This is a genomic window from Microterricola viridarii (assembly GCF_001542775.1).
Classification (GTDB): Bacteria; Actinomycetota; Actinomycetes; order Actinomycetales; family Microbacteriaceae; genus Microterricola; species Microterricola viridarii_A.
Map to the genome: position 1 here is coordinate 2,411,247 of NZ_CP014145.1, position 24,893 is coordinate 2,436,139.

Below are 24,893 nucleotides of genomic sequence, written 5' to 3' on the forward strand. Positions count from 1 at the left end.
GCTCAGTCCCTGGGCGAGAGCAGGTACTCGGTGAACAGCTGGGTGAGTGGGGCGTCGACGGGCACCTGGGCGCCGTCCAGCTCGGTGATGGCCACGGCCAGCCGCACGCTGGAGACCAGCCAGGCGGCATCCGCATTGCGCAGCTCCTCGACGCTGATGTCGCGGTAGCTGACGGCGTGACCGTGCCGCTCCAGGTACTCGAACAGGCTCGTCTGGGTGGTGCCGTGCAGGATCGCGCCGCTCGGGGCTGGCGTGGAGAACATGTCGCCGTGCCGGATGATGACGGATGACGTCGGCCCCTCCATCACGTAGCCGTCACTGCTGACGAAGATCGTGTCGTCGGCGCCGCGGCGGTGCGCCTCGCGCAGCGCGGCCATGTTCACGGCGTAGCTGAGCGTCTTGGCGCCGAGCAGCAGCCAGGGCGCGCGCTCGGCCACGCCCCGGTCGTAGCCGCGGTCGAGGGTGACCACGCGCACGCCGCTCTGCCGCACCGGCCCGAAATCGCGGGCCGCGCTGGCGTGCAGCCAGGCGGTCGGGCTCGGGCCGTTCTCGACGCCGCGGCTGAGCACCAGCTTGATCGCCAGCTCGCCGTGATCGGGGATGGCCTGCACGGCCGTCGAGACCGCCGCCGACCACTGCGCCAGGTTCGGCGCGGGCAGGTCGCAGATCTCGGCCGAACGGGCCAGCCGGGCCAGGTGTGGCTGCACCTCCTGTGCGTGCCCGTTGACCACCGCGAGCGTCTCGAACACGCCGTCCCCGCGCTGCGTGCTGAGCTCGCTGACCCGCAGGGCGGGCTCGGACGCGTCCACCTCCGTGAACGTCCCGGCGAACCAGGAGCCGTCGTCGGGGGCATCGGCGGCCAGCGGCGTGATCAGGAGCGTGAACGGCAGTGTCATGCTCCGATGCTACGCCGCCCGGTCGCCGGCCGTCAGCCGGGGGCGCCGATTGTGGGCTAACTTGCGATCTGCACGATCGGGCTGGTTGTGGGCTGCGTGGAGCCGCCGCTCGGCTCGACCGTGACGCCGACCGCGTCTCCCGCGCTCATCTGCCCCTCGAGCACATGCCAGGTGATGCCCGCGCTGCTCGCCTCAAAGGTTCCGGCCGAGACCGGACCCTCTGCACCGATGTACCAGAGCTGGTAGGTCTGGCCCTGCGGCAGCGGCGCCAGTCCATCGGCCAGCAACGCAGAGCGGCCGAGTTCGCCGGACCAGACCAGGGTCGCCGTTCCGCCGCCGGCGACCTCAGCGCTTGCCCGCTGCGAGTCAGGGGCGGCGGCAATGTCGGCCAGTTGCTCTGCCTGGGTCTGCCCGGGCGCGGGGGTCGAGCCGTCGAGCTGCCCGATGGCGAGCCCGCCGAAGAAGAACGCGGCTGCCGCGGCCACGGCCAGCAGCACGCCGACGGGCCGCCGCCAACGTGCAGTCGCCCGCCGCTCGGCGGGCCCTGGAGCAGGGTGGACGGGTTCCTCTGCAGCGGTGTCGCCTGCGCTAGTTGCACTGCTGCTCACGGGCATCACGCTTGTCGCGGGCAGGGTGGCGATCGGGGTCACCGCCGTCACGGCATCCGCGCGGCTCTCGATCTTCGGCAGCTGCGGGGTCAGCGCGATCTTGGCCATCAGCTCGTCGCGCAGGGAAGCTGGCGGCTGCACCGGCGTCGCGGCGAGGCCGAGTTCGGTCGCCGTCACATCGAATTCCGTGGGGCCGGCGCCGGGCCGCTGCTCGCCGTCGAAGGCGTGCAAGGCTTCGGATGCCGCCCGGCTGAGCTGTTCGTCGCGGTCGGTCACGAGGTCACCCCCAGCTCGTCCCTGAGCCGGATCATTCCGTCACGCAGTCGGGTCTTGACGGTGCCGAGAGGCACCTCGAGGAAGCTCGCGAGCTCGCTGTGGGAGAGCCCGCCGTAGTACGCCAGGCTCACGGCCTCGCGTTGCAGCTCGGTCAACCGGGTCATCGCCCTCGCCACCCTCTCATGCTCGATCGTGATCTCTGCCTTTTCCGCGACGTCGTCGTAGTCGACGGTGATGTCACGCCGTCCGATGCGCTGGTCGCGGTCGCGCCCAGCCTGCGACGCCCGAATTCTGTCGACGGCCCGCCGGTGCGCCATCGTCATCATCCATGACATCGCTCCGCCGCGCTCGGCGTCGAACCGTGTCGCGGTCTGCCAAATCTCCAGGTACACCTCCTGGGTGACCTCCTCCGACTGTGCGTGGTCAACCAGCAACCGGCGCACCAGCCCGAAGATACGCGCCGAGGTGAGGTCATAGAGTTCGCCGAAGGCGAGCTGGTCGCCCTCGGCAACCCGCTCGAGCACCGAAGTCAGCTCGGCATTGGCCGGCGAACTCTGCGACACGGGGATCTCGCTCACGACACCCAGCATGTCAGCTTCCTCCCTTGTCACGCATCTGGTTCGGCGCGGCGGGCGAATTGGATTGCCGCGAAAGCCCTGAGTGTCGCCAGATGCCGTCACGGCACGCGCGATCGTCGGCGCGCCGGAGACAAGAAGAGGCCGGGCCGCAGAACGCCTCTCGGCGCGAGGCCGCTCGTGGCGGCTAATTTTGGAGCCCGGGGTTACTGCGGCCCGACCGACATCTATTGTAATCCAGTTTGAGGGGCCGGATGCCGCGCCGCTGAGGCCGGCGGGCGACGCTGAGCGGTGTCGCTAGTCCAGGGAGTCGGTGCGCCACAGCCGGGCGCAGGCGTTCAGCTCGGCGCCCATCTCGGCGAAGCGCAGGCCCCGCCGGGTCAGCTCGCTGGCCCGCTCTGGCTCTGCGGCATCCGCGTCGTCGGCCAGGCTGGTCGCGCCGGTCGACATGACCCGGCAGAACGCGCCGGCCCGCTCCAGCGCGACGGCGAAGTCCCCGCTGAAGATGCCGCGCAGGATCGCGTCGGCGAGCACGATGATCTCCTCCGGCCCGGTCGGCTGGGCGGCCCCGGCGATGACCGGGTCGATGGTGCGCGCCACTTCGACCCCGCGCTGGAACAGGAAGCTCGTGCCGGTCGGGTCTTGCCGGATCAGCAGCCGCAGCAGGTAGATGCGCCAGAGCGCGCCGGGCAGGCTGCGCGGGGTCGCGCGCGACCACAGCTCGGCGACGGCGTCGATGCCGTTCTCGTCGGTGTATGCGACCAGGCGCTCGACGACGACCGGGTCGGGGTCGGCTCGCACCCTCGACAACAGCGCGTGTGCCGTCTCGTGGGCGACACGGCTGATCGTGGCGGGGTCCTCTCCGCCCTGAAACGCCTCGAAGATCCGGTTCGGAAACTTCGTCGGCTTGTGGATGTGCTCGGCCATCTCGTCTCCTCACGATTCCGGGCTGCGCGGCGGCCGGATCTGGCGACGCGCGTGCCCCTGCAACGTTACGCGCGAAAACTCTGTGCGTTCAGCCTGTACATTGGTACGTGCCCCTATAGCTCAGTTGGTTAGAGCAACAGACTTTTAATCTGTGGGTCCAGGGTTCGAGTCCCTGTGGGGCACCATATCGCAGCATGTGTTCCGCTGCCTGCCTCGGCGGATGCCCGCTCGCTCGCTCGATGAGCGCAGCCGCGCACGCCTCGTGGCATGCGCGGCTGCGCGCGTCGGCTAGGCGCCCGGCAATGTGACCGCGCCGGAGCGGACGGCGGCGACGGTTCCGCCGTCGACCAGCAGGTCGGTGCCGGAGATGAAGGACGCATCCGTGCTGAGCAGGAACGCCGCCGCGTTCGCGATGTCGTTCGGAGTGCCGAGCCGCCCGGTGGCCGAGCCCTCGACCATGGCGCGCATCGACGCACCGGACTCGCCGGCGAGCTCTTGCTGGCCCATCGGGGTCGAGATCACGCCGGGGCTGATCGTGTTGACGCGTGCGCCCCGCTTGCCCCAGGCGAGGCTGGCGGTCTGCACGCGCAGCTGGTTGCCCCGCTTCGCAATGCTGTAGGCGGCGCCCGCATTCGGGAGCGCGCCGTCTGCGAGGAACGGGAGCGAGAGCAGCTGGTCACTGGGCGTGGATGCCAATGCGGTCTCGAGCTCGGCCGGGAAGTGGCCCGCGGCGAAGCTGCCGGCCATGCTGGCGATGTAGACGCCGGCCCCGCCCGGCGCGATCACCCGGGCAAACTCGTCGAGGCTGAACGCGAAGCCCGCCAGGTCGACACGGAGCACGGCATCCGTCGGCGCCTGCACGGGAGAGAGGCCGGCGGTGTGCACGACCTGGCGCACGGGGCCGAGCGCGGCCGCCGCATCGGCGAGCGCCGTGACGGACTCGTGTGAGGAGACGTCGACGATCTGGGTGGCCACCTCGAATCCGTCGCCGCGCAAGCCGGTGGCGACGCGTTCCAGCAGCTCTTCGTTGAAATCGGCCAGCAGCACGGTGTGCCCCGCTCCCACACGGCGGGCGATGGCCTCGCCCATTCCGCCGACGCCAATGACCACCAAGACGCTGTTCGACATGACGCACTCTCCCATTTCCGAGACAATCTGTCTCATTATGTTGCGAGCCTATACCCGCTCGCTACGCTGAGTAAGTGACCGAACCAAGCCCCCGCGGGCGCCCCCGCAGCGAGCACTCGCGCCGCGCCACCCTCGAGGCCACGCGCGACCTGCTGCACTCCGTCGGGTACGACCGCCTGACGATTGAGGGCATCGCCAGCGCCGCCGGCGTTAGCCGTCAGACCGTCTACCGCTGGTGGGGTGCCAAGTCGGCCATCGTCGCCGAGGCGGTGCTCGACGGCGTGATCATCCTGCCGGGCGGCGTGGATGCGGCGGGTGGTTCCATCGCCGGCATCCTGAACGCGATGGGCGCATCGCTGGTCGCCCCCGAGAATGCGGCACTGATCCGGGCACTCGCTGCGGCCGCGGCGGACGACCCGTCCGCCTCCCAGGCGCTCTACACGCGGATGACCGGCCCGACCCACGACGTCCTGATGGCCTCCATCGCCGAGGGGGTGCAGCGCGGCAGCCTGCGCCCCGACATCGACGCGGAGGTCGCGGCCGATGCCCTGATCGGAGCTCTGCTGTATCGGGTGCTCACCCGACAGGACTCGCCGCCCGACTACGGCGACCGGTTGGCCGTGACCCTGCTCGGAGTCCTGCCGGGGCGCGTCTGAACCGACGCCCCGGCTGGCCAGCGCCTACGGCGCTACGGGCGGGACCTCGGCCGCGAGAACCGGGTCGATGATCTTGCGGTCCTGCGCCGGGAACACGACCTTCTGGATGATGATCATGCCCGATGCCGCCACCGGAATGGCCACGAGGGCGCCGAGCACGCCGCCGATCGTTCCGCCGGCGACGGCCGCGATCACGACGATCGCGCCGGGCACGGCCACCGCCTTGTTCATGATGCGCGGGCTCAGCACATAGGCCTCTACCTGCATGTAGATCAGGTAGTAGATCGCCGCGACCAACGCCGTCAACGGCGACGCGAGGAAGCAGATCAGCGAGATCAGGATGGCGGCGAGCAGCGTGCCCACCATCGGGATCAGCGACCCGATGAACGCGATCAGGGCCAGCAGGGCCGGCAGCGGTGCGCCGATGATCGTCAAGAAGATGAGGCTCAGCACACCGTTGATCAGGGCGAGGCTGAACTGCCCGATCACATAGCGGCCGACGGCACCGGCCACATCGTTGGTGATCTCGGTGAAGCCATCACGCTGGTAGGCCGGGACGAAACGGGCGGCCAGCTTCTTCATCGACGGCAGCGCGGCGAGGAAGTACAGGGTGAGGATCAACACGATCACGACGCCGGTGATGCCACCGGCGACCCCGGCGCCGACGGCCACGATGCCGCCGCCGATGGAGGCGAGGTTGCCCGGGTCCTGGAGGAAGTGCAGCGCGCTGTTGAGGGCGTCTTCCACCGTCGAGCCGAACTGCGCCTGGATGTCTTGGTACCAGCCGGCCGCGGTCAGGTTCTTGATCATGTTCGGCAGGTCGTTGATCAGATTGGTGGTCTGCTCGACGAGCACGGGCACGATCGCCAGAATAATCCCCGCGAAGGCCAGCAGCACGACGCCGACCACGATCGCGATGGCGCCGGGGCGAGGCAGCTTGCGCTCGAGGAGGGAGACCACCGGGTCGAGGCCGAGAGCGAGGAACAGCGCGAGCCCGATGTAGACCAGCACTGTGGAGAGTTGGCCGATCACGACGCCGATGAGCAGCGCGAGCAGCACACCCAACGTGCCGACTAGGCCGATCATGAACGCGTTGAACCGCGGTGGCGGGGTCGGCAGACCGCGCACGGGCACGCTGCTGGCCACGGCATGGGTCTCGGTGACGGTGCGCTTGCGCATCAGGATCCTCCTCTGCTGGCGATCGTTCGCTCTCGCCCGCCCCCTTATCCTTACACCGTCACATGGCGTTCAGCGCGAATAGGCTTGCGGCATGACTGCTCTTCCCGCCGTGAACGGCGCCCACCTCGTCGGTTCGATCAACCAGCCCACCGCGGCGGCCACCCTGCGCATCGTCGCCGAGAACCTCGGTTCCGACGTCGCACGCATCCCCGATGGCGAGGTGGGCGAGCGCTTTCACTGGATCATGTTCCAGGGCGCGGTTTTTGCGGCCGTCGACGGCCTGGTGCGCACGGCCGGCGACCCGATCATGGTGGGTGGCTTCGACCGGCGCCCGCTGACGCTCGACGGCAGCGTGGCCGCCGAGCAGCTGAGCTTCGACCCGCTGGGCTATGCGGACGCCGCCATCGCCAGCTTCAGCGAGTTCGTCGCACTCCGCGACTCCGGCGTGATCGCCCCGGGCACCCGTTTCCAGGTGAGCGTGCCCAGCCCGCTCGCGGCGCTGTCGGCATTCGTCGTTGACACCGACCAGCCCGCCGTCTACCCCGCCTACGCCGCCGCCATCGTGCGCGAGATCGCCGAGATCACCGCGGCGATCCCCGCCGCCGACCTCGCCATCCAGATCGACATGGCCACCGAGTTCGCATTCATCGAGCAGGTCGCGCTCGGCGGCACCTCGCGTGTCGCTTGGTTCGCCGGTGCCAGCGCCGAGCAGAGCGTTCCGACCGCCGAGATCATCTCCGCCGCCGCCGCGATGGCTGCCGCCGTGGCCACGACGATCCCGGATGCCGTCGAGCTCGGCTTCCACCTCTGCTACGGCGACGTCGCAGAGAAGCACTTCGTCGAGCCCGCAGACTCGGCCAACCTCGTCGCGACGGCCTCGGCCCTGGCCGCCGGGATCGAGCGCCCGGTGAATTGGGTGCACCTGCCGGTTCCGATCGAGCGTGACGATGCCGCCTACTTCGCTCCGCTGGCCGAGCTGGCGCTGCACCCAGAGACAAAGCTATTCCTCGGCCTGGTGCACCACGAGGACGGCGTCGAGGGCGCGACGCGGCGCATCGCCGCCGCGCGGCCGGTGTTGGCCTCTGCCGGCCTCACCGAGTTCGGCATCGGCACCGAGTGCGGTTTCGGCCGCGGCCCGGCCGAGCGCACCGCTCCCCTGCTGCGCCTGCACCACGACATCATCGCCGCGGCTTCCTCCGTCGACTGAGGGAGCGTGCGACCGAAGCCCTGACGGCAACCGGAAGCCCGGCTCAGCTGAAGAGGGCGTGCACGGCGGTCGCGATCGCGTAGATCGTGACCCCGGCGAGCGCGCCCACCACGGTGCCGTTGATGCGGATGAACTGCAGGTCGCGGCCGACCATGAGCTCGATCTTCTCGGTGGTCTCTGCGGCATCCCACCGTTCGACGGTCTCGGTGATCACCCCGGCGATGTCGTGCCGGTAGCTCTGCACCAGGTGCGCCGCGGCATCCGCCACCCAACTGTTGACCTTCGCGCTGAGCGCCGGGTCGGCCAGCAGGCGCGTGCCGAGTTCCAGCACGGCCGACTCCAGCCCGCGACGCAGCTCGCTCTCCGGGTCGGCGAGGGATGCGCCGAGGCTCTTCTTGAGCGAGTCCCAGGCCTCGCCGGCGAACTCGCGCACCCGCGGGCTGTCCAGCAGTTCGACCTTGAAGCCCTCGACCCTGGCGATCATCGCCGGGTCGTGTTGCAGGCTGGCGGCGAGGTCGCTCAGGTAGTCGTCGATGGCGAGGCGCAGCGGATGCCGCGGCTCCGCTCGCACGGCACGCACGAGCCCGAGCGCCTCCCGGTAGGCCCGGTCGTCGACGAGGCGGTCAACGAAGCCGGGCAGCCAGCGCGGCAGCCGTTCGGAGACGGCGACGCCGAACACCCCGGGGTGCGCCAGCAGCCAGTCCTCTGCGGCAACGAGCAAGGCGTCAACCGCCGGCCGCTGCTGGCCGGCCTCCACGAGCCGGGCGCCGACCCGGCCGATCGCTGGCGCCCACTCCGGCTCGAACAGGTGGCGCCGGGCCAGCCGCTCGAGCAGGTCATTCACGTCGTCGTCGCTCAGCAGCGTGAGCAGCCCCTGCGCGGCGATGGCCGCCTCGCTGCCGAGGCGACGCGCGTTCGCCGGCTCCGCCAGCCACCCGCCCAACTTGCCGGCCACGTCCAACGTTTCCAGCTTGCCGAGCACGACCTCGTCGGAGAGGAAGTTGGTCTCAACGAACTCGCCGAGCGTCGCCCCGATCTCGTCCTTGCGGTTCGGGATGATCGCCGTGTGCGGGATGCGGAGGCCCAGCGGGTATCTGAACAGGGCGGTCACCGCGAACCAGTCGGCGATCGCGCCGACCATGGCTCCCTCGGCGGCCGCGCGCACATAGCCCAGCCAGGGGTACTGGTCCTGCAGCGCGAACGACACGGTGAACACCACCGCGGCGACCAACAGCAGGCTGGTGGCCAACCGTTTCATGCCGCGGAGGGCGTGGGCGCGCGCGGCATCCGCCGGCGAGAGGGTCATCGCCGACGGGGAGGCCATCAGAGCCCCACGAACCCCGAGAAGCGGATGCCCCACTGCGAGGTCCAGACCTCGCCGGGCGCAACGAGCGTGAGCCCCGCGCCGGTGTTGAAGGCGTTCGCCGGGCCGGTCATCGGCTCGATGGCGATCGCTGTGACGGGCTCCTGCACGACGCCGTCGGCGGAGCGGCGGGCCGGGAAGTTGCGGCTGACGTAGACCTGCACGAAGCGGTAGTTCTCGTCGCCCCAGACGGCCACCGTGCGGCCGTCGGGTGCGGTGAGCGTGTGCGCGGTCTCGCCGTCGACGAGGTGCGCGTCGCCCCACGCGTCGTCGAGCGTCAGCTCGCCGACCCGGCGGCTCAGCGGGCTGCCTTCGCGCAGATCGAAGGGAGTGCCATCGACCGGGGTCGTGCCGACGGGATTCAGTCGGGCGTCGACGTCGATGTGGGTGTCGGCGTTGACCGTGAGCACGAGGTCTTCTGTCGGCACCCCGCCGATCATCGGGTACGGGTGCGAGGCGATCGTGACGGGGGCATCGCCAGCCGCGAGGTTACGCACCGTGTGCGTGGCGGTCAGCCCGTTCGGGGTGAGTTCGTAGCGCACCGTGGTGTCGAGGTGGAACGGGTAGCCGAGCTGTGGGAACACCTGCGCGGCCAGCGTGACCGCCGCCGTACTCTGCTCGACCACCCGGTAGGCGGTGTAGCGCAGCAGCCCGTGGATGGCGTTGTTCAGCGGCACCTCGGTGATGGCCAGCTGGTGGCTGGTGCCGGCCGCGTCGACCCAGACGCCGTCCCGGATCCGGTTGCCCCACGGCACCAGAGCGACTCCGGCGCACGAGGGAGGCGGAATCTCGGCGTCGAAGCCCTGCACGAGGTCGACGCCGTCGATGCTGAGTTCGCGGATGCCGGCCCCGAGCTCGGTGATGACGGCGCGCAACGTGCCGCCGGGGGTCTGGAGCGCGAGCTCGAACTGCTCGCCGGTGGGGAAGGTCATGGATGCAAGCCTAGGAGTCTGCGGGGCTGAGCACATGCACGTTGGCCGCGGCGAGCGCGCTGCTGAGGCTGGCATCGAGCGCGGCCGGGGCCCCGGCATCCGTCACGAGGGTGTCGACGGCGTCGAGCGGCGCCACCGTGCCGAGGTGCACCCGCCCGAGCTTGGACGAGTCGGCCACGACGACGACGCGGGCAGCGGAGGCGACCATGCGCGCCTTGATGGCGGCCTCCGGCAGGTTGATGTTGCTGACGCCGTGCTCTGCATCGACGCCGTTGCAGCCGATGAATGCGATGTCGGCGTGGATCTGGCTGAGCACGAGTTCGGCCATCGGGTCGACGAGGGAGTGCTGCAGCGGGCGCAACGCGCCGCCGGTGACGATCACCGTGAAGCGCGGGATCTCGCTCTCCAGCTCGAGCGCGATGCTGAGGCCGTTCGTCACGATCACGAGGTCGACGAGGTCGCGCCGGGCCTTCAGCGCCCGGGCGACGGCCAGCGTGGTGGTGCCGACATCCAGCAGCACGCTCTGCCCGCTCCGCACGAGCGATGCGGCGAGCGCGCCGATCTGCTGCTTGGGCAGAACCGACTCGGCGAGCGCCACCTCGAAGGCGCGCTCGCGCTGCGCCTGCCCGACCGGCACGGCGCCGCCGTGCACCCGTTCGGCCAGATTCGCCTCGACCAGGGCGTCCAGGTCGGTGCGCGCCGTCACCCCGCTCACCCCGAACGCCTCGGCAAGCTCCGCCACCCGCACGAAGCCGCGCTCCCCCAGCATCGCGGCGATCTGCTCGCGGCGTTGCCAGCCGGGCAGTGCGTTACTGGCGTCAATCGTCATCAGGCAATCATGCCCCCAGTCGACCCCGTTTTTCAATGTGAAAGAGCTTTGCTTTCGCAAACGCAAATCAGCTACGCTGGCCCTGCCATGACTGACACGACACAGGATGCCGCGGCGGCCCCGCAGGCCTACCCCCGCGAGCCGCGCATCGCCCGCCAGAGCCACCGCCTCGCCGACGGCCGCGAGCTGATCTACTTCGACGACGCCGACTCCGCGTTGCCGCCGGACCGCGCGCCGGACCTCCGCGAGCTGGCCCCGCGCCCCGCCAACGCCACCATGCGGCAAGACCCGCTCACGGGCGAGTGGGTGTCGATCGCGGCCGCCCGGCAGAACCGCGTGGTGCTGCCACCCGCACACCTGGATCCGCTGTCGCCGCAGACGCCGGGGAACCCATCCGAGATCCCCAGCCGCTACGACGTGGCGGTGTTCGAGAACAAGTCGCCCTCGTTCGGCCCGTTGCTGGCCGACTCCGACGCCCCCGAGATGGATGCCCCGCGCTCGCTGGCCGACCTGGCCTCCGTCGGTCTCGGCCGCACGCGCACCTCGGTCGGCCGCTGCGAGGTGGTCTGCTTCAGCCCGGAGCACGAGGGATCCTTCGGCACCCAGTCCGTGTCGCGCGCCCGCACCGTCATCGAGGCGTGGGCCGACCGCACCGCCGCTCTCTCGGCGATGCCCGGCATCCGGCAGGTGTTCCCGTTTGAGAACCGCGGCGAGGCGATCGGCGTCACCCTCGGCCACCCGCACGGCCAGATCTACTCCTACCCCTACGTGACCCCGCGCACCGAGCGACTGCTCGACTCGATCGCGCGCTACGAGCCGGCCACGGCAGGCGGCGGCCTGTTCGCCGACATCCTCGCCTTCGAACAGGCCGGCGAGCGCATGCTGCTGCGCGGCGAGCACTGGAGCGTCTTCGTGCCGTTCGCCGCGCGCTGGCCCGTCGAGGTGCACATGCTGCCGCACCGGCACGTGCCCGATTTCGCCGCGACCAGCCTGGCCGAGCGCGACGAGCTCGCCGTGCTCTACCTGCGGTTGCTGCGCGGCATCGACGCGCTCTACGAGACACCGACGCCCTACATTGCCGCCTGGCACCAGGCCCCGGTCGAGACGGGCCGCGACGACATCCGGCTCATGCTGCAGCTGACCAGCCCGCGCCGCGCCGCCGACAAGCTCAAGTACCTGGCCGGCTCCGAGGCCGCGATGGGTGCGTGGATTGGCGATGTCGCGCCCGAGACAGCCGCCGCCACCATCCGCGACGCCATTGCCCGGGCGGATGCCGCCACCCCCGTTGTTCCGCACGCCATCGACACCACCGCTCCCGCCACCGAAGGATCCCCCGCATGACCGACCTGCGCAGCACCGTGACCACCGGCTTCGCCGCCCGCTTCGGCCGCGAGCCGCACGGACTCTGGTCTGCCCCCGGCCGGGTCAACCTGATCGGCGAGCACACCGACTACAACGACGGCTACGTGTTCCCCTTCGCCATCAACCGCCGCACACTGATCGCCCTCGCCCCGCGCGAGGACTCCGTGCTGCGCGTCGCCTCCTCGCACGCCCCGGAGGCCGTCGAGATCCGCCTCGACGAACTCACCCCGGACGCGCTGTACGGCTGGTCCGCCTACCCGCTCGGCGTGGCGTGGGCGCTCGGCGAGTTCGGTGCACCGCTGGCCGAGCTGTCCGGCGCCGACATCTACATCGACTCCGACGTGCCGATCGGGGCTGGGCTCTCCTCCTCCGCAGCAATCGAGTGCGCCGTCGCCCTCGCCCTCAACGACGTCTGGCAGCTGAACCACGCCCGCCGTACCCTCGCCCGGGTCGGCCAACTCGCAGAGAACCGTGCCGTTGGGGCCCCCACCGGCATCATGGACCAGTCGGCGTCGTTGCTCGGCGAGGCCGATTCGGGGGTCTTCCTGGACTGCCGCACGCTCGACGCCGAGGTGATCCCGCTCGGCTTCGACGCCGCGGGCCTCGAGCTGCTCATCATCGACACCCGGGTCAGCCACTCGCACGCCACCGGCGGCTACGCCTCCCGCCGCGCCTCCTGCGAGGCCGGGGCGGCCGCGATGGGCGTTCCCGCGCTGCGCGATCTGCACCCGAGCGACCTGCCCCGTGCCGAGCAGATCCTCGACGAGGAGACCTTCCGCCGGGTGCGCCACGTCGTCACAGAGAACCAGCGCGTGCTCGACACGGTGCGCACCCTGCGCGAGCAGGGGCCGCGCGCCATCGGCGCGCTGCTGGACGCCTCGCACGCCTCGATGCGCGACGACTTCGAGATCAGCTGCGCCGAGCTCGACCTGGCCGTCGAGGCGTCCCGCGCGGCGGGGGCGCTCGGCGCCCGGATGACCGGCGGCGGCTTCGGCGGGGCGGCCATCGCACTGGTTCCACACGAACTGGTTACAGCCGTTTCGGCGTCCGTGCTGGCGGCTTTCGCGGATGCCGGCCACCGCACGCCCACGCTGTTCACGGTGCGCGCCGCTGCCGGCGCCACCCGCGAGCTCTAGCCCGCCCTGCCCCCCTTCGCAGTCCGTTGAGAGCGGTCAAATGGCCGCTTTTCGCGTCGAAAAGCGGCCATTTGACCGCTCTCAACGGACTTGGGGAGCCGGGGCGGGTGGGTGGCGCGCGGCGCGGGCACGTGTGAGGCCCCGGAGCGGCACGGCCCAGTGATCTCACCGGGTCCGCACGGCTCCGAGGCCGGGTGGCCACCGGAAGGGGTGGCCGCGTCGCGCAGGCCAGGGGACGGCCCGCACGACGACGCTAGGCCTGCAGGCGCCTAGTCCTTCAGGTGGTAGCGGAGGCTGGCCAGCTCCGCCTGCAGGGCGGCCGGAACCCGGCCGCTGAACTGCTCGAAGTACTCCTCGGTGAGGTCGCACTCTGCACGCCAGGACTTCTTGTCCACCGCGAACAGGTGGCGCACGGCATCCGGGGTCAGATCCAGGCCATCCAGGTCGAGCTCGCCCTCGGCAGGAACGACGCCGACGGCTGTGTTCTCACCGGCGTTCTTGCCCTCGAGACGGCCGACGATCCACTCCAGCACGCGGGCGTTCTCGCCGAAGCCAGGCCAGAGGAAGCTGCCGTCCTCTCCCTTGCGGAACCAGTTGACCTGGAAGATCTGCGGTGCCTTCGTGCCGAGCGTGCGGCCCATCTTCACCCAGTGCGCCCAGTAGTCGGCCATGTTGTAGCCGCAGAACGGGAGCATCGCGAAGGGGTCGCGGCGCAGTTCGCCGACGGTGCCCTCGGCCGCGGCCGTCTTCTCGGAGGAGATCGTGGCGCCCATGAACACGCCGTGCTTCCAGCTGCGCGCCTGCGCAACGAGCGGCACGTTCGTCGCCCGGCGTCCACCGAACAGGATGGCGTCGATCGGCACGCCGTCAACGTCTTCCCAGTCCTCGGCGATCGAGGGGCACTGCGCGGCCGAGACCGTGAAGCGGGAGTTCGGGTGCGCGGCGGGGCGGCCGGAGTCCGGCGTCCAGTCGTTGCCCTCCCAGTCGATGAGGTGCTTCGGCGGGGTGTCGGTCAGCCCCTCCCACCAGACGTCGCCGTCGTCGCGCAGCGCCACGTTCGTGAAGATCGTGTTGCCCCACAGGGTGTCGACCGCGGTCTGGTTGGTACTGATGCCGGTGCCGGGGGCGACGCCGAAGAAGCCGGCCTCCGGGTTGATCGCCCACAGGCGGCCGTCGGTGCCCGGCCGCAGCCAAGCGATGTCGTCGCCGATGGTCTCGACCTTCCAGCCGGGGATCGTCGGGCGCAGCATGGCGAGGTTGGTCTTACCGCAGGCCGAGGGGAATGCGGCGGCCACGTGGTACGGCTTGCCCTCCGGCGAGGTGATCTTGATCAGCAGCATGTGCTCGGCCAACCAGCCCTCGTCGCGGGCCATCACCGAGGCGATGCGCAGCGCGAAGCACTTCTTGGCCAGCAGGGCATTGCCGCCGTAGCCGGAGCCGAACGACCAGACCTCCCGGGTGTCGGGGAACTGCACGATGTACTTGGTGTCGTTGCACGGCCAGGCGAGGTCCTCGCGCGGCTGGCCGTCCTCGTCGACAAGCGAGTAGCCGACCGAGTGCACGGTGCGCACCCAGGCCTCACCATCCTCGATCATCCGGTATACCCGGTCGCCCATGCGGGTCATGATGCCCATGTTCAGCACGACGTAGGGAGAGTCGGTGATCTCGACGCCGAGCTGCGAGATGGGGCCGCCGAGCGGGCCCATCGAGAACGGCACCACGTACATGGTGCGGCCGCGCATGCTGCCGGTGAAGACGTCGTTGAGCTCGGCCCGCATGGTCTTGGGGTCGCGCCAGTTGTTCGTCGGCCCGGCGTCTTCCTCGTAGGTGGAGCAGATGAAGGTGCGGTCCTCGACCCGGGCGACGTCCTTCGGGTCGGTGCGAGCGAGGTAGCTGTTGGGGCGCCATTCCGGGTTCAGCCGGATCAGTTTGCCCTCGGCGACCAGCACCTTGGTGAGGTGGTCCGCCTCGGCGATCGACCCGTCGCACCAGACGATCTCCGCCGGCTGGGTGATCGCGGCGATCTCCTTGACCCAGGCCTGCAGGGCCGGGTCGGTCGTTCCGCGGTTCGCGGGGCGTGCCGATGAACCGGTGCCCACTGAGATCTCTGAGATGGTCATTGCGCTGCCTTATCTGCTCGTCGTTGTGCGGCTGTCGCGGTGTTGCGGTGAGGTACGCGGGCGGTTCACACAGTGGTTCCGGATGCCGGCCGGCATCCGAATCCGGGTAAATCTCGCCCTGTCATCCAAGAATGCGCCCCTTTTGCACCGCAGGGCCCCGAAAGGGGGATTAAGAAACGCAATTCTTTACGTATTCTTAAGTCATGAAGGAACGAAGCTCCGATCTGGAAACGCTCGGCCACCGCATTCGCCATTTCCGCGGCCAGCGCGGTCTGACGCTGGACCAGCTGGGCGACCGGATCGGCTTGGCCGGCAGCCAGCTCTCACTGATCGAGAACGGCAAGCGCGAGGCCAGGGTGGGCACGCTGCAGTCCATCGCCGGGGCCCTCGACATCGATCTCGGCACGCTGCTCTCCGGCGAGGCCCCGAATGCCAGGGCTGCCCTCGAGATCGAGCTGGCACGTTCCCAGAAGAGCCCGCTGTACGCCGCGCTCGGCCTGCCGCAGGTGAAGGCATCCCGGGGCATGAGCGCCGAGACGCTGGAGGCCATGGTCGGCCTGCACCGGGAGCTGGCGCGCAGGGCATCCGAGGCCATCGCCACCCCGGAGGAGGCCCGCCGCGCCAACACCGAGCTGCGTGAGCGCATGCGCGCCCGAAACAACTACATGCCCGAGATCGAGGCCCTCGCCGAGGAGCGGGTGCGCGCCTCCGGCCACGTCTCCGGCGCCCTCACCCACCGCGAGGTGAGCGTGATGGCCGAACAGCTCGGCTTCAACCTGCTCTATGTGAACGACCTCCCGCACTCCACCCGCTCGGTGACCGACCTCGCCAACGGCCGCATCTACCTGCCGCCGGCGTCCATCCCCGGCGGCCACGGCCTGCGCTCGATGGCGCTGCAGGCGATGGCACACCGGCTGCTCGGCCACGAGCGCCCCGCCAGCTACGCGGAGTTCCTCTGGCAGCGGCTCGAGATCAACTACTACGCGGCCTGCTGCCTCATGCCGCGGGAGGCATCCGTCGCCTTCCTGCAGACGGCCAAGAAGGAGCGTCGCCTGGCCATCGAGGACTTCCGCGATGCCTTCGGCGTCACCCATGAGGCGGCCGCGCTGCGCTTCACCAACCTGGCCACGGAACACCTCGACATGCGCCTGCACTTCCTGCGCGTCAACGGCGACGGGGCCCTGCAGAAGGGCTACGAGAATGACGCCCTGCCGCTGCCGACCGATGTGACCGGCTCGATCGAGGGGCAGTTCGTCTGCAAGCAGTGGAGCGCGCGCAGCGCCTTCACGCACACCAACCGCACCACCGAGTTCTACCAGTACACCGACACCCCGGCCGGCACCTTCTGGTGCGCGACGCAGACGGGCAACGCCCAGTCGGATTCCGGGCGCACCGGTGAGTTCTCGATCAGCGTCGGCGTGCCGTTCGCGCAGGCGAAGTGGTTCCGCGGCCGCGAGACGACGAACCGGGCCGAGTCGCGCTGCCCCGATGAGTCGTGCTGCCGCCGCGCGCCGAGCGCCCTCGCCTCGCGCTGGAGCGGGCAGGCCTGGCCGAGCGCGCGCCTGCACGCCCACGTGCTCTCGCCGCTGCCCTCCGGCACCTTCCCCGGCGTCGACGACGCCGAGGTGTACGAGTTCCTGGAGAGCCACCAGCGCGAGGACTGATCCCCCGCCCGGCCGGACTCCGCGCCACCCTCTTGCCATACTGTGTGACGCACACTATCGTGTGACACATGGATATGGATGAGGCCAAGGCTCTACACGTGCAAGAGCTGCGCCGCGGCACCGTCGTGCTGGCCTGCCTCGTGCGTCTGGCCACCCCGGACTACGGGTACGCGCTGCTCGAGACGCTGAATGCGCGCGGCTTCGCCGTGGACGCCGGCACCCTGTATCCGCTGCTGCGCCGACTCGAGAAACAGGGGCTGCTCAGCAGCGCCTGGAACACCGAAGATGCCCGGCCCCGCAAGTTCTACACGACCAGCGCGCTGGGCCAGCAGCTTGCCGCGGCGCTCACCGCCGAATGGGGCGATATCGACCGCTCCCTGCGTGCACTGAAAGAAGGAGAGTGACCATGAGCACCCCCTCGACCGCAACGCTGAGCGAACGATACGTCTTCGCGGCCGGACGCAGCATTCCAGAGAAGCAGCGCGCAGAGCTCGAGCCCGAGTTCCAAGAGCTCATCGCCGACAGCATCGAGGCGCAACGCGCGAGCGGTTTGAGCGAGCCGGATGCCGAGCGCGCCGCCCTCGTCGAACTCGGCGACCCGGCACGCCTGGCCGCCCGCTACACCGAGCGATCGCTGCAGCTGATCGGACCGCGCTACTACCTCACCTGGCTGCGCCTGCTCAAGCTGTTGCTCGCCATCGTCGTGCCGGTGGCGGCCGCCGGCGTGGCGCTCGCGCGCATGATCGACGGCGGAGGCGTCGGCGACGTCATCGGCGGCGCCGTGTCCACCGCCATCTCCGCCACGGTGTACGTCGGCTTCTGGGTGACGGTCGTCTTCGCGATCATCGACCGCAAGACCGCCTCGCTGGCGGGGCCCATCGTCGAGTGGACCCCAGAGATGCTTCCGCAGATGCCCCGCGTCGAGCGCCGCTCGCTCAGCGAGCTCATCTCGAGCGTCGCGTTCCTCGCGCTGTTCGGCGGCTGGATCATCTGGCAGCAGTTCAACTCCTTCTTCACGGATGCCGCCGGCGCCCCCATCCCGCTGTTCTCCCCCGCGCTGTGGTCGGGCTGGCTGCCGTACTTCCTCGGCGTGATCCTGCTGGAGATGGGCTTCGCATTCTGGCTCTACCTGCGCGGCCGGTGGACACCGACGCTCGCCATCACCAACCTCGCGCTCAACCTCGCATTCGCCGTGCCAGCGCTCTGGCTGCTGCTGTCGGGGCAGCTGATCAACCCGCAGTTCCGCGAGGCGATCCCGCTCGATCACTCCACCGCGGCAGACGTCGCGGGCGCGCTCTACCCGACCATTGCGATCACCGTCGTGGTGATCGCCCTGTGGGACGTCATCGACGGCTTCATCAAGGCGTGGCGGGCCCGGGAATAGGCCGGGCCCCCGCCCGCGTTGCACCGGACATGCCATTACAGGGAGAGTACGCGCCGAGCACCTCAGAGTGGGCGCGCAAGCAAGCCGAAGAGTACGAGCGCACGGGCGGCAGCGACGCCGGCCTGATGCGCAGCAAGCCGATCATCGTGCTGACCACCAAGGGGGCCAAGACCGGCGCCCTGCGCAAGACCGCGTTGATGCGGGTCGAGCACGATGGGCGCTACGCCGTGGTCGCTTCCAAGGGCGGCGCCCCCGAGCACCCCGCCTGGTACTTCAACATGGTCGCCGAGCCGCTTGTCGAGCTGCAGGACGGCGAGGTGCGGCGCGACTACCGTGCCCGCGAGCTGGTCGGCGCTGAGCGTGACGAGTGGTGGGCGCGCGCGGTCGAGGCCTGGCCCGACTACGCCAACTACCAGCTGAAGACCGACCGGGTCATCCCGATCTTCGTCTTGGAGCCCCTCCAGGCTTAAGCCCGGGCGTCAGCGCGGCTGCATCCGGATCGCGCCGTCCAACCGGATCACCTCACCGTTCAGCATCGGGTTCTCGACGATGTGGCACACCAGCGCCGCGTATTCAGCGGGGTCGCCGAGGCGCGCGGGATGCGGCACCTGGGCGCCGAGCGATGCCCGCAGCTCGTCGGAGAGCTGGCGCAGCATCGGGGTGTCGAAGGTGCCGGGGGCGATCGTCATCACGCGGATCAGCGTCTGCGCGAACTCCCGGGCCAACGGCAGCGTCATCGCCGCGACGGCGCCCTTGGACGCCGAGTAGGCGGCCTGCCCGATCTGGCCGTCGAAGGCGGCCACCGAGGCCGTGTTCACAATGACGCCGCGCTCCGGCGTCTCCCCGGCCGGCTCGTTCGCCTGCATGGCGGCAGCGGCCAGCCGGATCACGTTGAACGTTCCGGTGAGGTTGACCCGGATGACGCGCTCAAAATCCTCCAGCGGCTGCGGGCCGTCTCGCCCGACCGTGCGGGCGCCAGACACAATGCCGGCGCAGTTCACGACGATCCGCAGCGGCCCGAGACCGTTGGCGGCGTCGACCGCGGCCTGCACATCGGCGGCGTTCGTGACATCGCCGGCGACGAAGCGCGCCCGCCCTCCGAGCGCCTCAACGATCTGGTCCCCCGGCGCCCCGGGCAGGTCGAAGAGCACGACGGCTGCCCCCGCGTCGTGCAATGCGGTGGCCGTGGCCAGCCCGAGTCCCGATGCGCCGCCCGTGACGAGCGCCGCTGCTCCATGAATCAGCATTTCTACAGCCCTTCGATGATCGCCGCGTTGGACACTCCATCACCCCGGCCAGCGATCGCGGCGCCCATGCTGCTCGTGCGCTCAGCCTACGCCGCCCGCCGCCGCCGACGCGGGATCTGCGGGTCTACCCGAGCGCCCACATGGCGACGGCGCTGGCGGCGGCCACATTCAACGAGTCGATGCCGTGCTTCATCGGGATCTGCACGACGGTGTCGGATGCCGCAAGAGCCGCCTCGGTCAGCCCGCTACCCTCCGCGCCCAGCACGAGGGCCAGCCGATCGTGCTGGGCGCCGTCGAAGTCGCGCAGGCTGACGGCGTCCGGCGTGAGCGCCAGCGCGGCCACGTGGAAGCCGTGCGCGTCCAGCAGCGCGCGGGTGCTCGGCCAGTCGCCGGTGCGGGTCCACGGCACCTGCAGCACGGTGCCCATCGACACCCGGATGGCGCGGCGGTAGAACGGGTCGGTGCAGTTCGGGGTGACCAGCACGGCGTCGGCCCCGATCGCGCCGGCGGAGCGGAAAATGGCGCCGAGGTTGGTGGGGTCGGCGACGTTCTCGACGATGACGATGCGGCGCGCGTCGGCGAGCAGCTGTGCGGGGTCTGGCAGGGCTGGCCGGTTCATCGCGGCGATCAACCCGCGGTGCAGCACGTAGCCGGTCAGCTCGGCCAGGAGCGCCCCGTCACCGGAGAAGATCGGCACGTCGCCGCCGACGAGGGCCTCGGCCTCTGAGGAGGTGCCGCCGAGCGCCAGCACGGATCGGGCCGTGTGGCCGGCGCGCAGCGCGCGCTCGAGCACGAGGGCCGATTCGGCGATGTATATCCCGTGTTCGGCGGATCGCGCCTTCTTCAGCGCGACATCCGTCTGGTGCGAGTAGTCGTGCAACCGCGGGTCGCTGAGGTCTGTGATCAGGGTGACAGGCACCCGTCTACCCTACGGCGCTGCCCGCGGGCGCCGCGGGCATGCCTCGTGCGGGCACCGCGCAACGCAGTGCGGCCGGCCGCCCGGTGGGCTGCCGGCCGCTGCGCGCCACGGGTCAGGAGTTGGGGATGAGGGTGTACTTCGTCGAGAGGTACTCCTGGATGCCCTCCAGGCCGCCCTCGCGGCCGAGGCCGGACTGCTTGACCCCGCCGAACGGGGCGGCGGCGTTGGAGACGACGCCGACGTTCAGCCCCATCATTCCCGTCTGGAGGCGGTCGATCATGCGGTGGCCGCGGGCCAGGTCCTGTGTGAACACGTAGCTGACCAGCCCGTACTCGGTGTCGTTGGCGATGCGCACGGCGTCGTCCTCGTCGGTGAACGGCGTGATCGCCAGCACCGGTCCGAAGATCTCCTCGCGCAGGATGTCGCTGCCCGGCCGCACACCGCTGATCACGGTCGGCTGGTAGAACGAGCCCTCCCCCGCGATCGCGTTGCCGCCGGTGAGCAGCGTCGCGCCGCGGCCGAGCGCGTCCTGCACGAGCTCGTCGGCCTTCGCCACCGCCTTGTCGTTGATCAGCGGGCCGATCACGACGCCGTCCTCTGTGCCGCGGCCGATGGGGAAGACGTTGACCCGCTCGGTCACCCGGCGGGCGAACTCCTCCGCGATGGACTCGTGCACGATGAAGCGGTTGGCCGCGGTGCAGGCCTGGCCGATGTTGCGGAACTTCGCGATGATGGCGCCGTCGACGGCCTTGTCCAGGTCTGCGTCCTCGAACACGACGAACGGGGCGTTGCCGCCGAGCTCCATCGAGGTGCGCAGCACGCCCTCGGCCGACTGGCGGATCAGCGCCTGGCCGACCGGGGTCGAGCCGGTGAAGCTCAGCTTGCGCAGCCGGGGGTCGGCGATGATCGGGTCGGACACCGCGCCGGAGGTGGAGGTGGTGATCACGTTGACCACGCCGGCGGGCAGTCCAGCGTCTTCGAGCAGCCGCACGAAGAACAGCGTCGTCAAGGGCGTGAGGGCGGCGGGCTTGACCACGACCGTGCAGCCGGCGGCGAGTGCAGGGGCGATCTTGCGGGTGGCCATGGCCAGCGGGAAGTTCCACGGGGTGATCAGGAAGCAGGGGCCGACGGGGCGCTGGGTGACGACCATCGTGCCCGTGCCCTCTGGGTTGGAGCCATAGCGGCCGCTAATGCGCACGGCTTCCTCGCTGAACCAGCGCAAGAACTCGCCCCCATACGCAACCTCGCCTAGCGCCTCAGCCAGCGGCTTGCCCATCTCCAGGGTCATCAGCAGGGCGAAGTCGTTCTTGCGCTCCTGCAGCAGGTCGAAGGCGCGGCGCAGGATCTCGCCACGCACCCGGGGAGCGGTGGCGGCCCAGGAGTCTTGCGCGGCGACGGCGGCGTCGAGCGCGGCCGCGCCGTCTTCCACCGCGGCGTCGGCGATCGTCTTGATGACGGCACCGGTGGCAGGGTCCTGCACGTGGATCGCGCGCCCCGAGGTCGAGTCGACCCACTTCCCCGCGATAAACAGCTGGTTCGGAACGCTCTCCAGCAGCGCGCTCTCGCGGGCCGTGCGCTCGACTGTGGTGTTCTCACTCATTCGGTGGCTCCTTCGCCGTTGGTGTCTCTTTGAGGGTAATTTCGGATACCGCTTTTGGCGAGGCCCTCGCCGGATTCGCGCGCCATCGGGCAAGTTCACTGCGCCCGGCGTCACGCCTGGTCAGCCGAGCACGGCCGGTGCGCTCATGCCGAGCCCCATCAGCACCATCCCCAGGGCCATGGTGGGGTGGTGCAGGCTGGCCAGGCGGATGCCGCGGGCAGCCTCGCGCTGGTGCCAGCACGTGTGCACCGCCAGCGCGGTGAGCAGTGCGGCCGACAGCACCGCGACAACCCCGAGGAGCAGCGCGAACGGCGCAGCGGCCGCCCCCGCGTGCAGGTGGCCAGAGACCGGCCCGTCCACGCCGGACGCGGACGAGGTCGTGGCCTCGGCCGCGCCCATCGCCAGCCACATGAGCGCCATGACCATCGAGCTCGCGGCGGTCATGGCCGACTCGGGCCGGCGCCGGCGGTTCAACAGCGCGAGCAGAGCGGCGCACAACATAACGGCCGCCCAGCCGATCGGCCACCCTGCACTGCCGGCCGGCAGCGCAGGCACGAGCACGGGCGCCATCATCGCGACCGTCGAGACGGCCATCAGCGCCGCGGCGGGGAGTACCCGCCACGAGCGCCGATGGCGGCCGCTCGGCGCGCTGAGGCAGCCGAGGCTCACCGCGGTGAGCAGCAACGCGCCAGAGAGACAGACCGTTGTGAGCATCACGACTCCCTTGCTCGATAGCGGTGGGCAGAGCGGGCTGTTGCTACTTCATCCCGTAGATCTGACCCACCGACTGCTCCGCCTCGTGGTCCGGTCCGAGCGGGATGCCGGTGCGGTCACGCAGAAGCAGCGTCGCGATGAACGCGACGACGACCATACCGGCAATGTAGAAGGCGACCGAGGTGGCCGAGCCGGTGGTCTGCACCAGCCAGGTGCTGATCATCGGGGCGAATGCGCCGCCGAGGATCGCACCGAGCGCGTAGGTGATCGAGACGCCGGAATAGCGGATCGAGGCCGGGAACAGCTCGGTGAAGTACGCGGCCTGCTGGCCGTAGGTGAGGCCGTTTCCGATCGTGAAGAGCGCGAGGCCGAGGAAGACCAACCAGACGTTGCCGGTGTTGACCAGCGGGAAGAGCAGGAACACCGTGGCGAGGAAGACGATCCAGCCGATGATGTAGGTGTTCCGGCGCCCGATTTTGTCGGAGATGTTTCCGGCGATCCAGGTGAAGATCAGCCAGACCACGGCGGAGCCGGTGACGGCGAGCAGCACCGGGGTGCGTTCCATGCCGACGAGCCCGCCTTCTTCGAGCGGGGTCGTCGCGTAGTTCTGCAGGTAGCCGCCCGTGGTCATGTAGCCAGCCGCGTTGTTGCCGGCGAAGGTGAGCGCCGCGAGGATCACGAGCAGCCAGTGCTTCTTGAAGAGCACCAGGATCGGCGTCTTGGTCTGCTCCTTGCGCGCGGCGATCTCGGTGAAGACGGGGCTCTCCTCGACCGTGCGACGCACGACGATGCCGACGACGACCAGGACGAAGCTGAGCAGGAACGGAAGCCGCCAGCCCCACTCGAGGAACGCGTCACCGGGCGAGACGACGCCCGTCATCAGGGCCAGGATGCCGGAGGCCAGCAGGAGACCGAGCGGGACACCGATCTGGGGGAACGCGCCCATGCGGCCACGCTGGCCGTCAGGGGCGTGCTCAACGGCCATCAGCACGGCGCCGCCCCACTCACCACCGGTGGAGAGGCCCTGCAGAATGCGCAGGAGCATGAGCATGATCGGCGCGGCGACGCCGATCTGCTCGTAGGTCGGCAGGAAGCCGATGAGCATGGTCGACGTGCCCATCAGGATCAGCGTGATGACGAGCATGGCCTTGCGGCCGATCTTGTCGCCGAAGTGGCCGGCCAGGAACGCGCCGAACGGGCGGAACAGGAAGCTGACGCCGACGGAGGCGAACGAGAGCAGGATGGCGATCTGCGGGCCGGCCGGCGCGAAGAACAGGTGTGCGAAGACGAGGCCGGCTGCGCTCGCGTAGAGGAAGAAGTCGTACCACTCGATGGTGGTGCCGATGACGGTGGCGAAAGCGACCCGCCGCAGCTCCCGCTGCTTGGTGGCCGGACGCTCGGACAGTGCAGTTGACAAGTGAAGACTCCTTCGTCCCAGGTGTGGTCTGCGAAGCGGGGCTACCTCACCCGCAGGCGCCACCTTCACGCGCCGGAGTGACCCAAGCAGGGCACTTCGATGAAGACGACGGTATCATATACAATTTCAGATACGTAACCGGAGGGGCCCCACCGGCGGCTTAACCAAAGAAAGCCACCCGTTCCTGTTTTCACAGTTCTGGGTGGCTTTCTCTGAAAGATAAGTCCGGCGGTGTCCTACTCTCCCACAGGGTCCCCCCTGCAGTACCATCGGCGCTGAGAGTCTTAGCTTCCGGGTTCGGAATGTGACCGGGCGTTTCCCTCTCGCTATGGCCACCGAAACAGCTCATAGTGTTGATATGTCTTAAGCATACGCGCCGTTTGGGGCCTCGTTGACCACTCTGAACGGGCGAAGCGTTAACGCAAGAAAGCCACCCCCGGAGGGGTGGCTTTCTTGGTGTTTCTAAGTTAAGTCCGGCGGTGACCTACTCTCCCACAGGGTCCCCCCTGCAGTACCATCGGCGCAGAGAGTCTTAGCTTCCGGGTTCGGAATGTGACCGGGCGTTTCCCTCTCGCTATGGCCGCCGAAACAACTGGTGATGGGCACCCTTACGGGGCCGTCAAGTCATTTCAACATTCAATGCTTATTGAATTGTTGTGCCACGTGTCCTTGGACACGGGGCGTTGTTCTCGACCGTACATCGAGAACCACATAGTGGACGCAAGCTTCTCACGGACTTTCTCCGTGCCACACA

The 24,893-nt window shown here is 69.7% G+C and carries 23 protein-coding genes, 1 tRNA gene and 2 rRNA genes; 9 read left to right on the forward strand and 17 right to left on the reverse strand.

Going from position 1 to position 24,893, the window contains the following annotated elements:
- Window positions 1-2 precede the first annotated feature (2 nt).
- The 4 genes from AWU67_RS11070 to AWU67_RS11085 form a co-directional block, all read right to left on the reverse strand.
- A complete protein-coding gene (locus AWU67_RS11070) occupies window positions 3-896 on the reverse strand; it encodes an aminodeoxychorismate lyase (RefSeq protein ID WP_067228879.1) in 894 nt (297 codons plus the stop codon).
- Window positions 897-952: 56 nt separating this feature from the next.
- Window positions 953-1,780: an anti-sigma factor gene (locus AWU67_RS11075; protein ID WP_067228881.1), complete on the reverse strand. Its 828-nt coding sequence runs from the start codon at window positions 1,778-1,780 to the stop codon at window positions 953-955.
- The gene (gene sigK / locus AWU67_RS11080) at window positions 1,777-2,370 is read right to left on the reverse strand and encodes an ECF RNA polymerase sigma factor SigK (RefSeq protein ID WP_067228884.1); all 594 of its coding nucleotides are present in this window, start codon (window positions 2,368-2,370) and stop codon (window positions 1,777-1,779) included. Before sigK ends, AWU67_RS11075 begins: the two co-directional genes overlap by 4 nt.
- 282 nt (window positions 2,371-2,652) lie before the next feature.
- Window positions 2,653-3,282 carry a DNA-directed RNA polymerase subunit beta gene (locus tag AWU67_RS11085; protein WP_067228886.1) on the reverse strand — a complete coding sequence of 210 codons (630 nt, stop codon included), beginning with the start codon at window positions 3,280-3,282 and terminating at the stop codon, window positions 2,653-2,655.
- A gap of 109 nt (window positions 3,283-3,391) precedes the next feature.
- Between AWU67_RS11085 and AWU67_RS11090 the strand changes: the two genes are divergently transcribed.
- Window positions 3,392-3,467 (forward strand) — tRNA-Lys (locus AWU67_RS11090).
- Window positions 3,468-3,570: 103 nt separating this feature from the next.
- On the opposite strand, the gene AWU67_RS11095 is transcribed toward AWU67_RS11090, so the two are convergent.
- On the reverse strand, window positions 3,571-4,410 hold the full coding sequence (locus AWU67_RS11095; RefSeq protein ID WP_067228888.1) for an SDR family oxidoreductase: 840 nt from the start codon (window positions 4,408-4,410) through the stop codon (window positions 3,571-3,573).
- Between the two features lie 74 nt (window positions 4,411-4,484).
- Here AWU67_RS11095 and AWU67_RS11100 point away from each other — a divergent pair, with 74 nt between their 5' ends.
- Entirely contained in the window at window positions 4,485-5,066 is a 582-nt protein-coding gene (locus AWU67_RS11100) for a TetR/AcrR family transcriptional regulator (protein WP_067228891.1), read from the forward strand.
- Between the two features lie 24 nt (window positions 5,067-5,090).
- Here AWU67_RS11100 and AWU67_RS11105 read toward each other — a convergent pair whose 3' ends face one another.
- Window positions 5,091-6,245, reverse strand: a complete 1,155-nt coding sequence (locus tag AWU67_RS11105; protein ID WP_082716937.1) for an AI-2E family transporter — start codon at window positions 6,243-6,245, stop codon at window positions 5,091-5,093.
- Window positions 6,246-6,336: 91 nt separating this feature from the next.
- On the opposite strand from AWU67_RS11105, the gene AWU67_RS11110 reads away from it, so the two are divergent.
- Window positions 6,337-7,452, forward strand: coding sequence for a hypothetical protein (locus tag AWU67_RS11110; RefSeq protein WP_067228895.1), 1,116 nt, complete (start codon window positions 6,337-6,339; stop codon window positions 7,450-7,452).
- 43 nt (window positions 7,453-7,495) lie between these two features.
- Here the strand turns inward: AWU67_RS11110 and AWU67_RS11115 are convergent, their stop codons facing one another.
- From AWU67_RS11115 to AWU67_RS11125, 3 genes are read right to left on the reverse strand one after another with little or no spacing between them, the layout of a single operon-like run.
- A complete protein-coding gene (locus AWU67_RS11115) occupies window positions 7,496-8,776 on the reverse strand; it encodes a DUF445 domain-containing protein (RefSeq protein ID WP_067228898.1) in 1,281 nt (426 codons plus the stop codon).
- Window positions 8,776-9,747 (reverse strand): aldose 1-epimerase family protein, encoded by a 972-nt coding sequence (locus AWU67_RS11120; RefSeq protein WP_067228902.1) that lies wholly within the window; start codon window positions 9,745-9,747, stop codon window positions 8,776-8,778. Before AWU67_RS11120 ends, AWU67_RS11115 begins: the two co-directional genes overlap by 1 nt.
- Before the next feature lie 10 nt (window positions 9,748-9,757).
- On the reverse strand, window positions 9,758-10,576 hold the full coding sequence (locus AWU67_RS11125; protein ID WP_067228905.1) for a DeoR/GlpR family DNA-binding transcription regulator: 819 nt from the start codon (window positions 10,574-10,576) through the stop codon (window positions 9,758-9,760).
- Window positions 10,577-10,663: 87 nt separating this feature from the next.
- Between AWU67_RS11125 and galT the strand changes: the two genes are divergently transcribed.
- Window positions 10,664-11,917 carry a galactose-1-phosphate uridylyltransferase gene (gene galT, locus AWU67_RS11130; RefSeq protein WP_067228908.1) on the forward strand — a complete coding sequence of 418 codons (1,254 nt, stop codon included), beginning with the start codon at window positions 10,664-10,666 and terminating at the stop codon, window positions 11,915-11,917.
- Entirely contained in the window at window positions 11,914-13,074 is a 1,161-nt protein-coding gene (galK, locus tag AWU67_RS11135) for a galactokinase (RefSeq protein ID WP_067228911.1), read from the forward strand. Before galT ends, galK begins: the two co-directional genes overlap by 4 nt.
- Window positions 13,075-13,343: 269 nt before the next feature.
- Here galK and AWU67_RS11140 read toward each other — a convergent pair whose 3' ends face one another.
- The gene (locus tag AWU67_RS11140) at window positions 13,344-15,194 is read right to left on the reverse strand and encodes a phosphoenolpyruvate carboxykinase (GTP) (protein WP_067228914.1); all 1,851 of its coding nucleotides are present in this window, start codon (window positions 15,192-15,194) and stop codon (window positions 13,344-13,346) included.
- Window positions 15,195-15,397: 203 nt separating this feature from the next.
- Here AWU67_RS11140 and AWU67_RS11145 point away from each other — a divergent pair, with 203 nt between their 5' ends.
- The 4 genes from AWU67_RS11145 (at window position 15,398) to AWU67_RS11160 (ending at window position 18,712) form a co-directional block, all read left to right on the forward strand.
- Window positions 15,398-16,858 (forward strand): helix-turn-helix domain-containing protein, encoded by a 1,461-nt coding sequence (locus tag AWU67_RS11145; RefSeq protein ID WP_067228917.1) that lies wholly within the window; start codon window positions 15,398-15,400, stop codon window positions 16,856-16,858.
- A gap of 74 nt (window positions 16,859-16,932) precedes the next feature.
- Complete coding sequence (locus tag AWU67_RS11150; protein WP_199922404.1) at window positions 16,933-17,262, forward strand: PadR family transcriptional regulator; 330 nt, start codon at window positions 16,933-16,935, stop codon at window positions 17,260-17,262.
- Between the two features lie 2 nt (window positions 17,263-17,264).
- Window positions 17,265-18,242, forward strand: coding sequence for a permease prefix domain 1-containing protein (locus AWU67_RS11155; RefSeq protein WP_067228924.1), 978 nt, complete (start codon window positions 17,265-17,267; stop codon window positions 18,240-18,242).
- Window positions 18,243-18,271: 29 nt separating this feature from the next.
- A complete protein-coding gene (locus tag AWU67_RS11160; protein WP_067228927.1) occupies window positions 18,272-18,712 on the forward strand; it encodes a nitroreductase family deazaflavin-dependent oxidoreductase in 441 nt (146 codons plus the stop codon).
- A gap of 9 nt (window positions 18,713-18,721) precedes the next feature.
- Here AWU67_RS11160 and AWU67_RS11165 read toward each other — a convergent pair whose 3' ends face one another.
- The 7 genes from AWU67_RS11165 to rrf (AWU67_RS11195) form a co-directional block, all read right to left on the reverse strand.
- Window positions 18,722-19,489: an SDR family NAD(P)-dependent oxidoreductase gene (locus AWU67_RS11165; protein ID WP_067228929.1), complete on the reverse strand. Its 768-nt coding sequence runs from the start codon at window positions 19,487-19,489 to the stop codon at window positions 18,722-18,724.
- Window positions 19,490-19,613: 124 nt separating this feature from the next.
- Window positions 19,614-20,408 carry a TrmH family RNA methyltransferase gene (locus AWU67_RS11170; RefSeq protein WP_067228932.1) on the reverse strand — a complete coding sequence of 265 codons (795 nt, stop codon included), beginning with the start codon at window positions 20,406-20,408 and terminating at the stop codon, window positions 19,614-19,616.
- A gap of 112 nt (window positions 20,409-20,520) precedes the next feature.
- On the reverse strand, window positions 20,521-22,008 hold the full coding sequence (locus AWU67_RS11175) for an NAD-dependent succinate-semialdehyde dehydrogenase (RefSeq protein WP_067228935.1): 1,488 nt from the start codon (window positions 22,006-22,008) through the stop codon (window positions 20,521-20,523).
- Between the two features lie 120 nt (window positions 22,009-22,128).
- A complete protein-coding gene (locus AWU67_RS11180; protein ID WP_067228938.1) occupies window positions 22,129-22,722 on the reverse strand; it encodes a hypothetical protein in 594 nt (197 codons plus the stop codon).
- Window positions 22,723-22,765: 43 nt separating this feature from the next.
- Entirely contained in the window at window positions 22,766-24,139 is a 1,374-nt protein-coding gene (locus tag AWU67_RS11185; protein WP_067228941.1) for an MFS transporter, read from the reverse strand.
- 223 nt (window positions 24,140-24,362) lie between these two features.
- Window positions 24,363-24,479 (reverse strand): 5S ribosomal RNA (gene rrf, locus AWU67_RS11190).
- 131 nt (window positions 24,480-24,610) lie between these two features.
- Window positions 24,611-24,727: ribosomal RNA gene (gene rrf, locus AWU67_RS11195) — 5S ribosomal RNA — on the reverse strand.
- Between the last annotated feature and the right edge of the window lie 166 nt (window positions 24,728-24,893).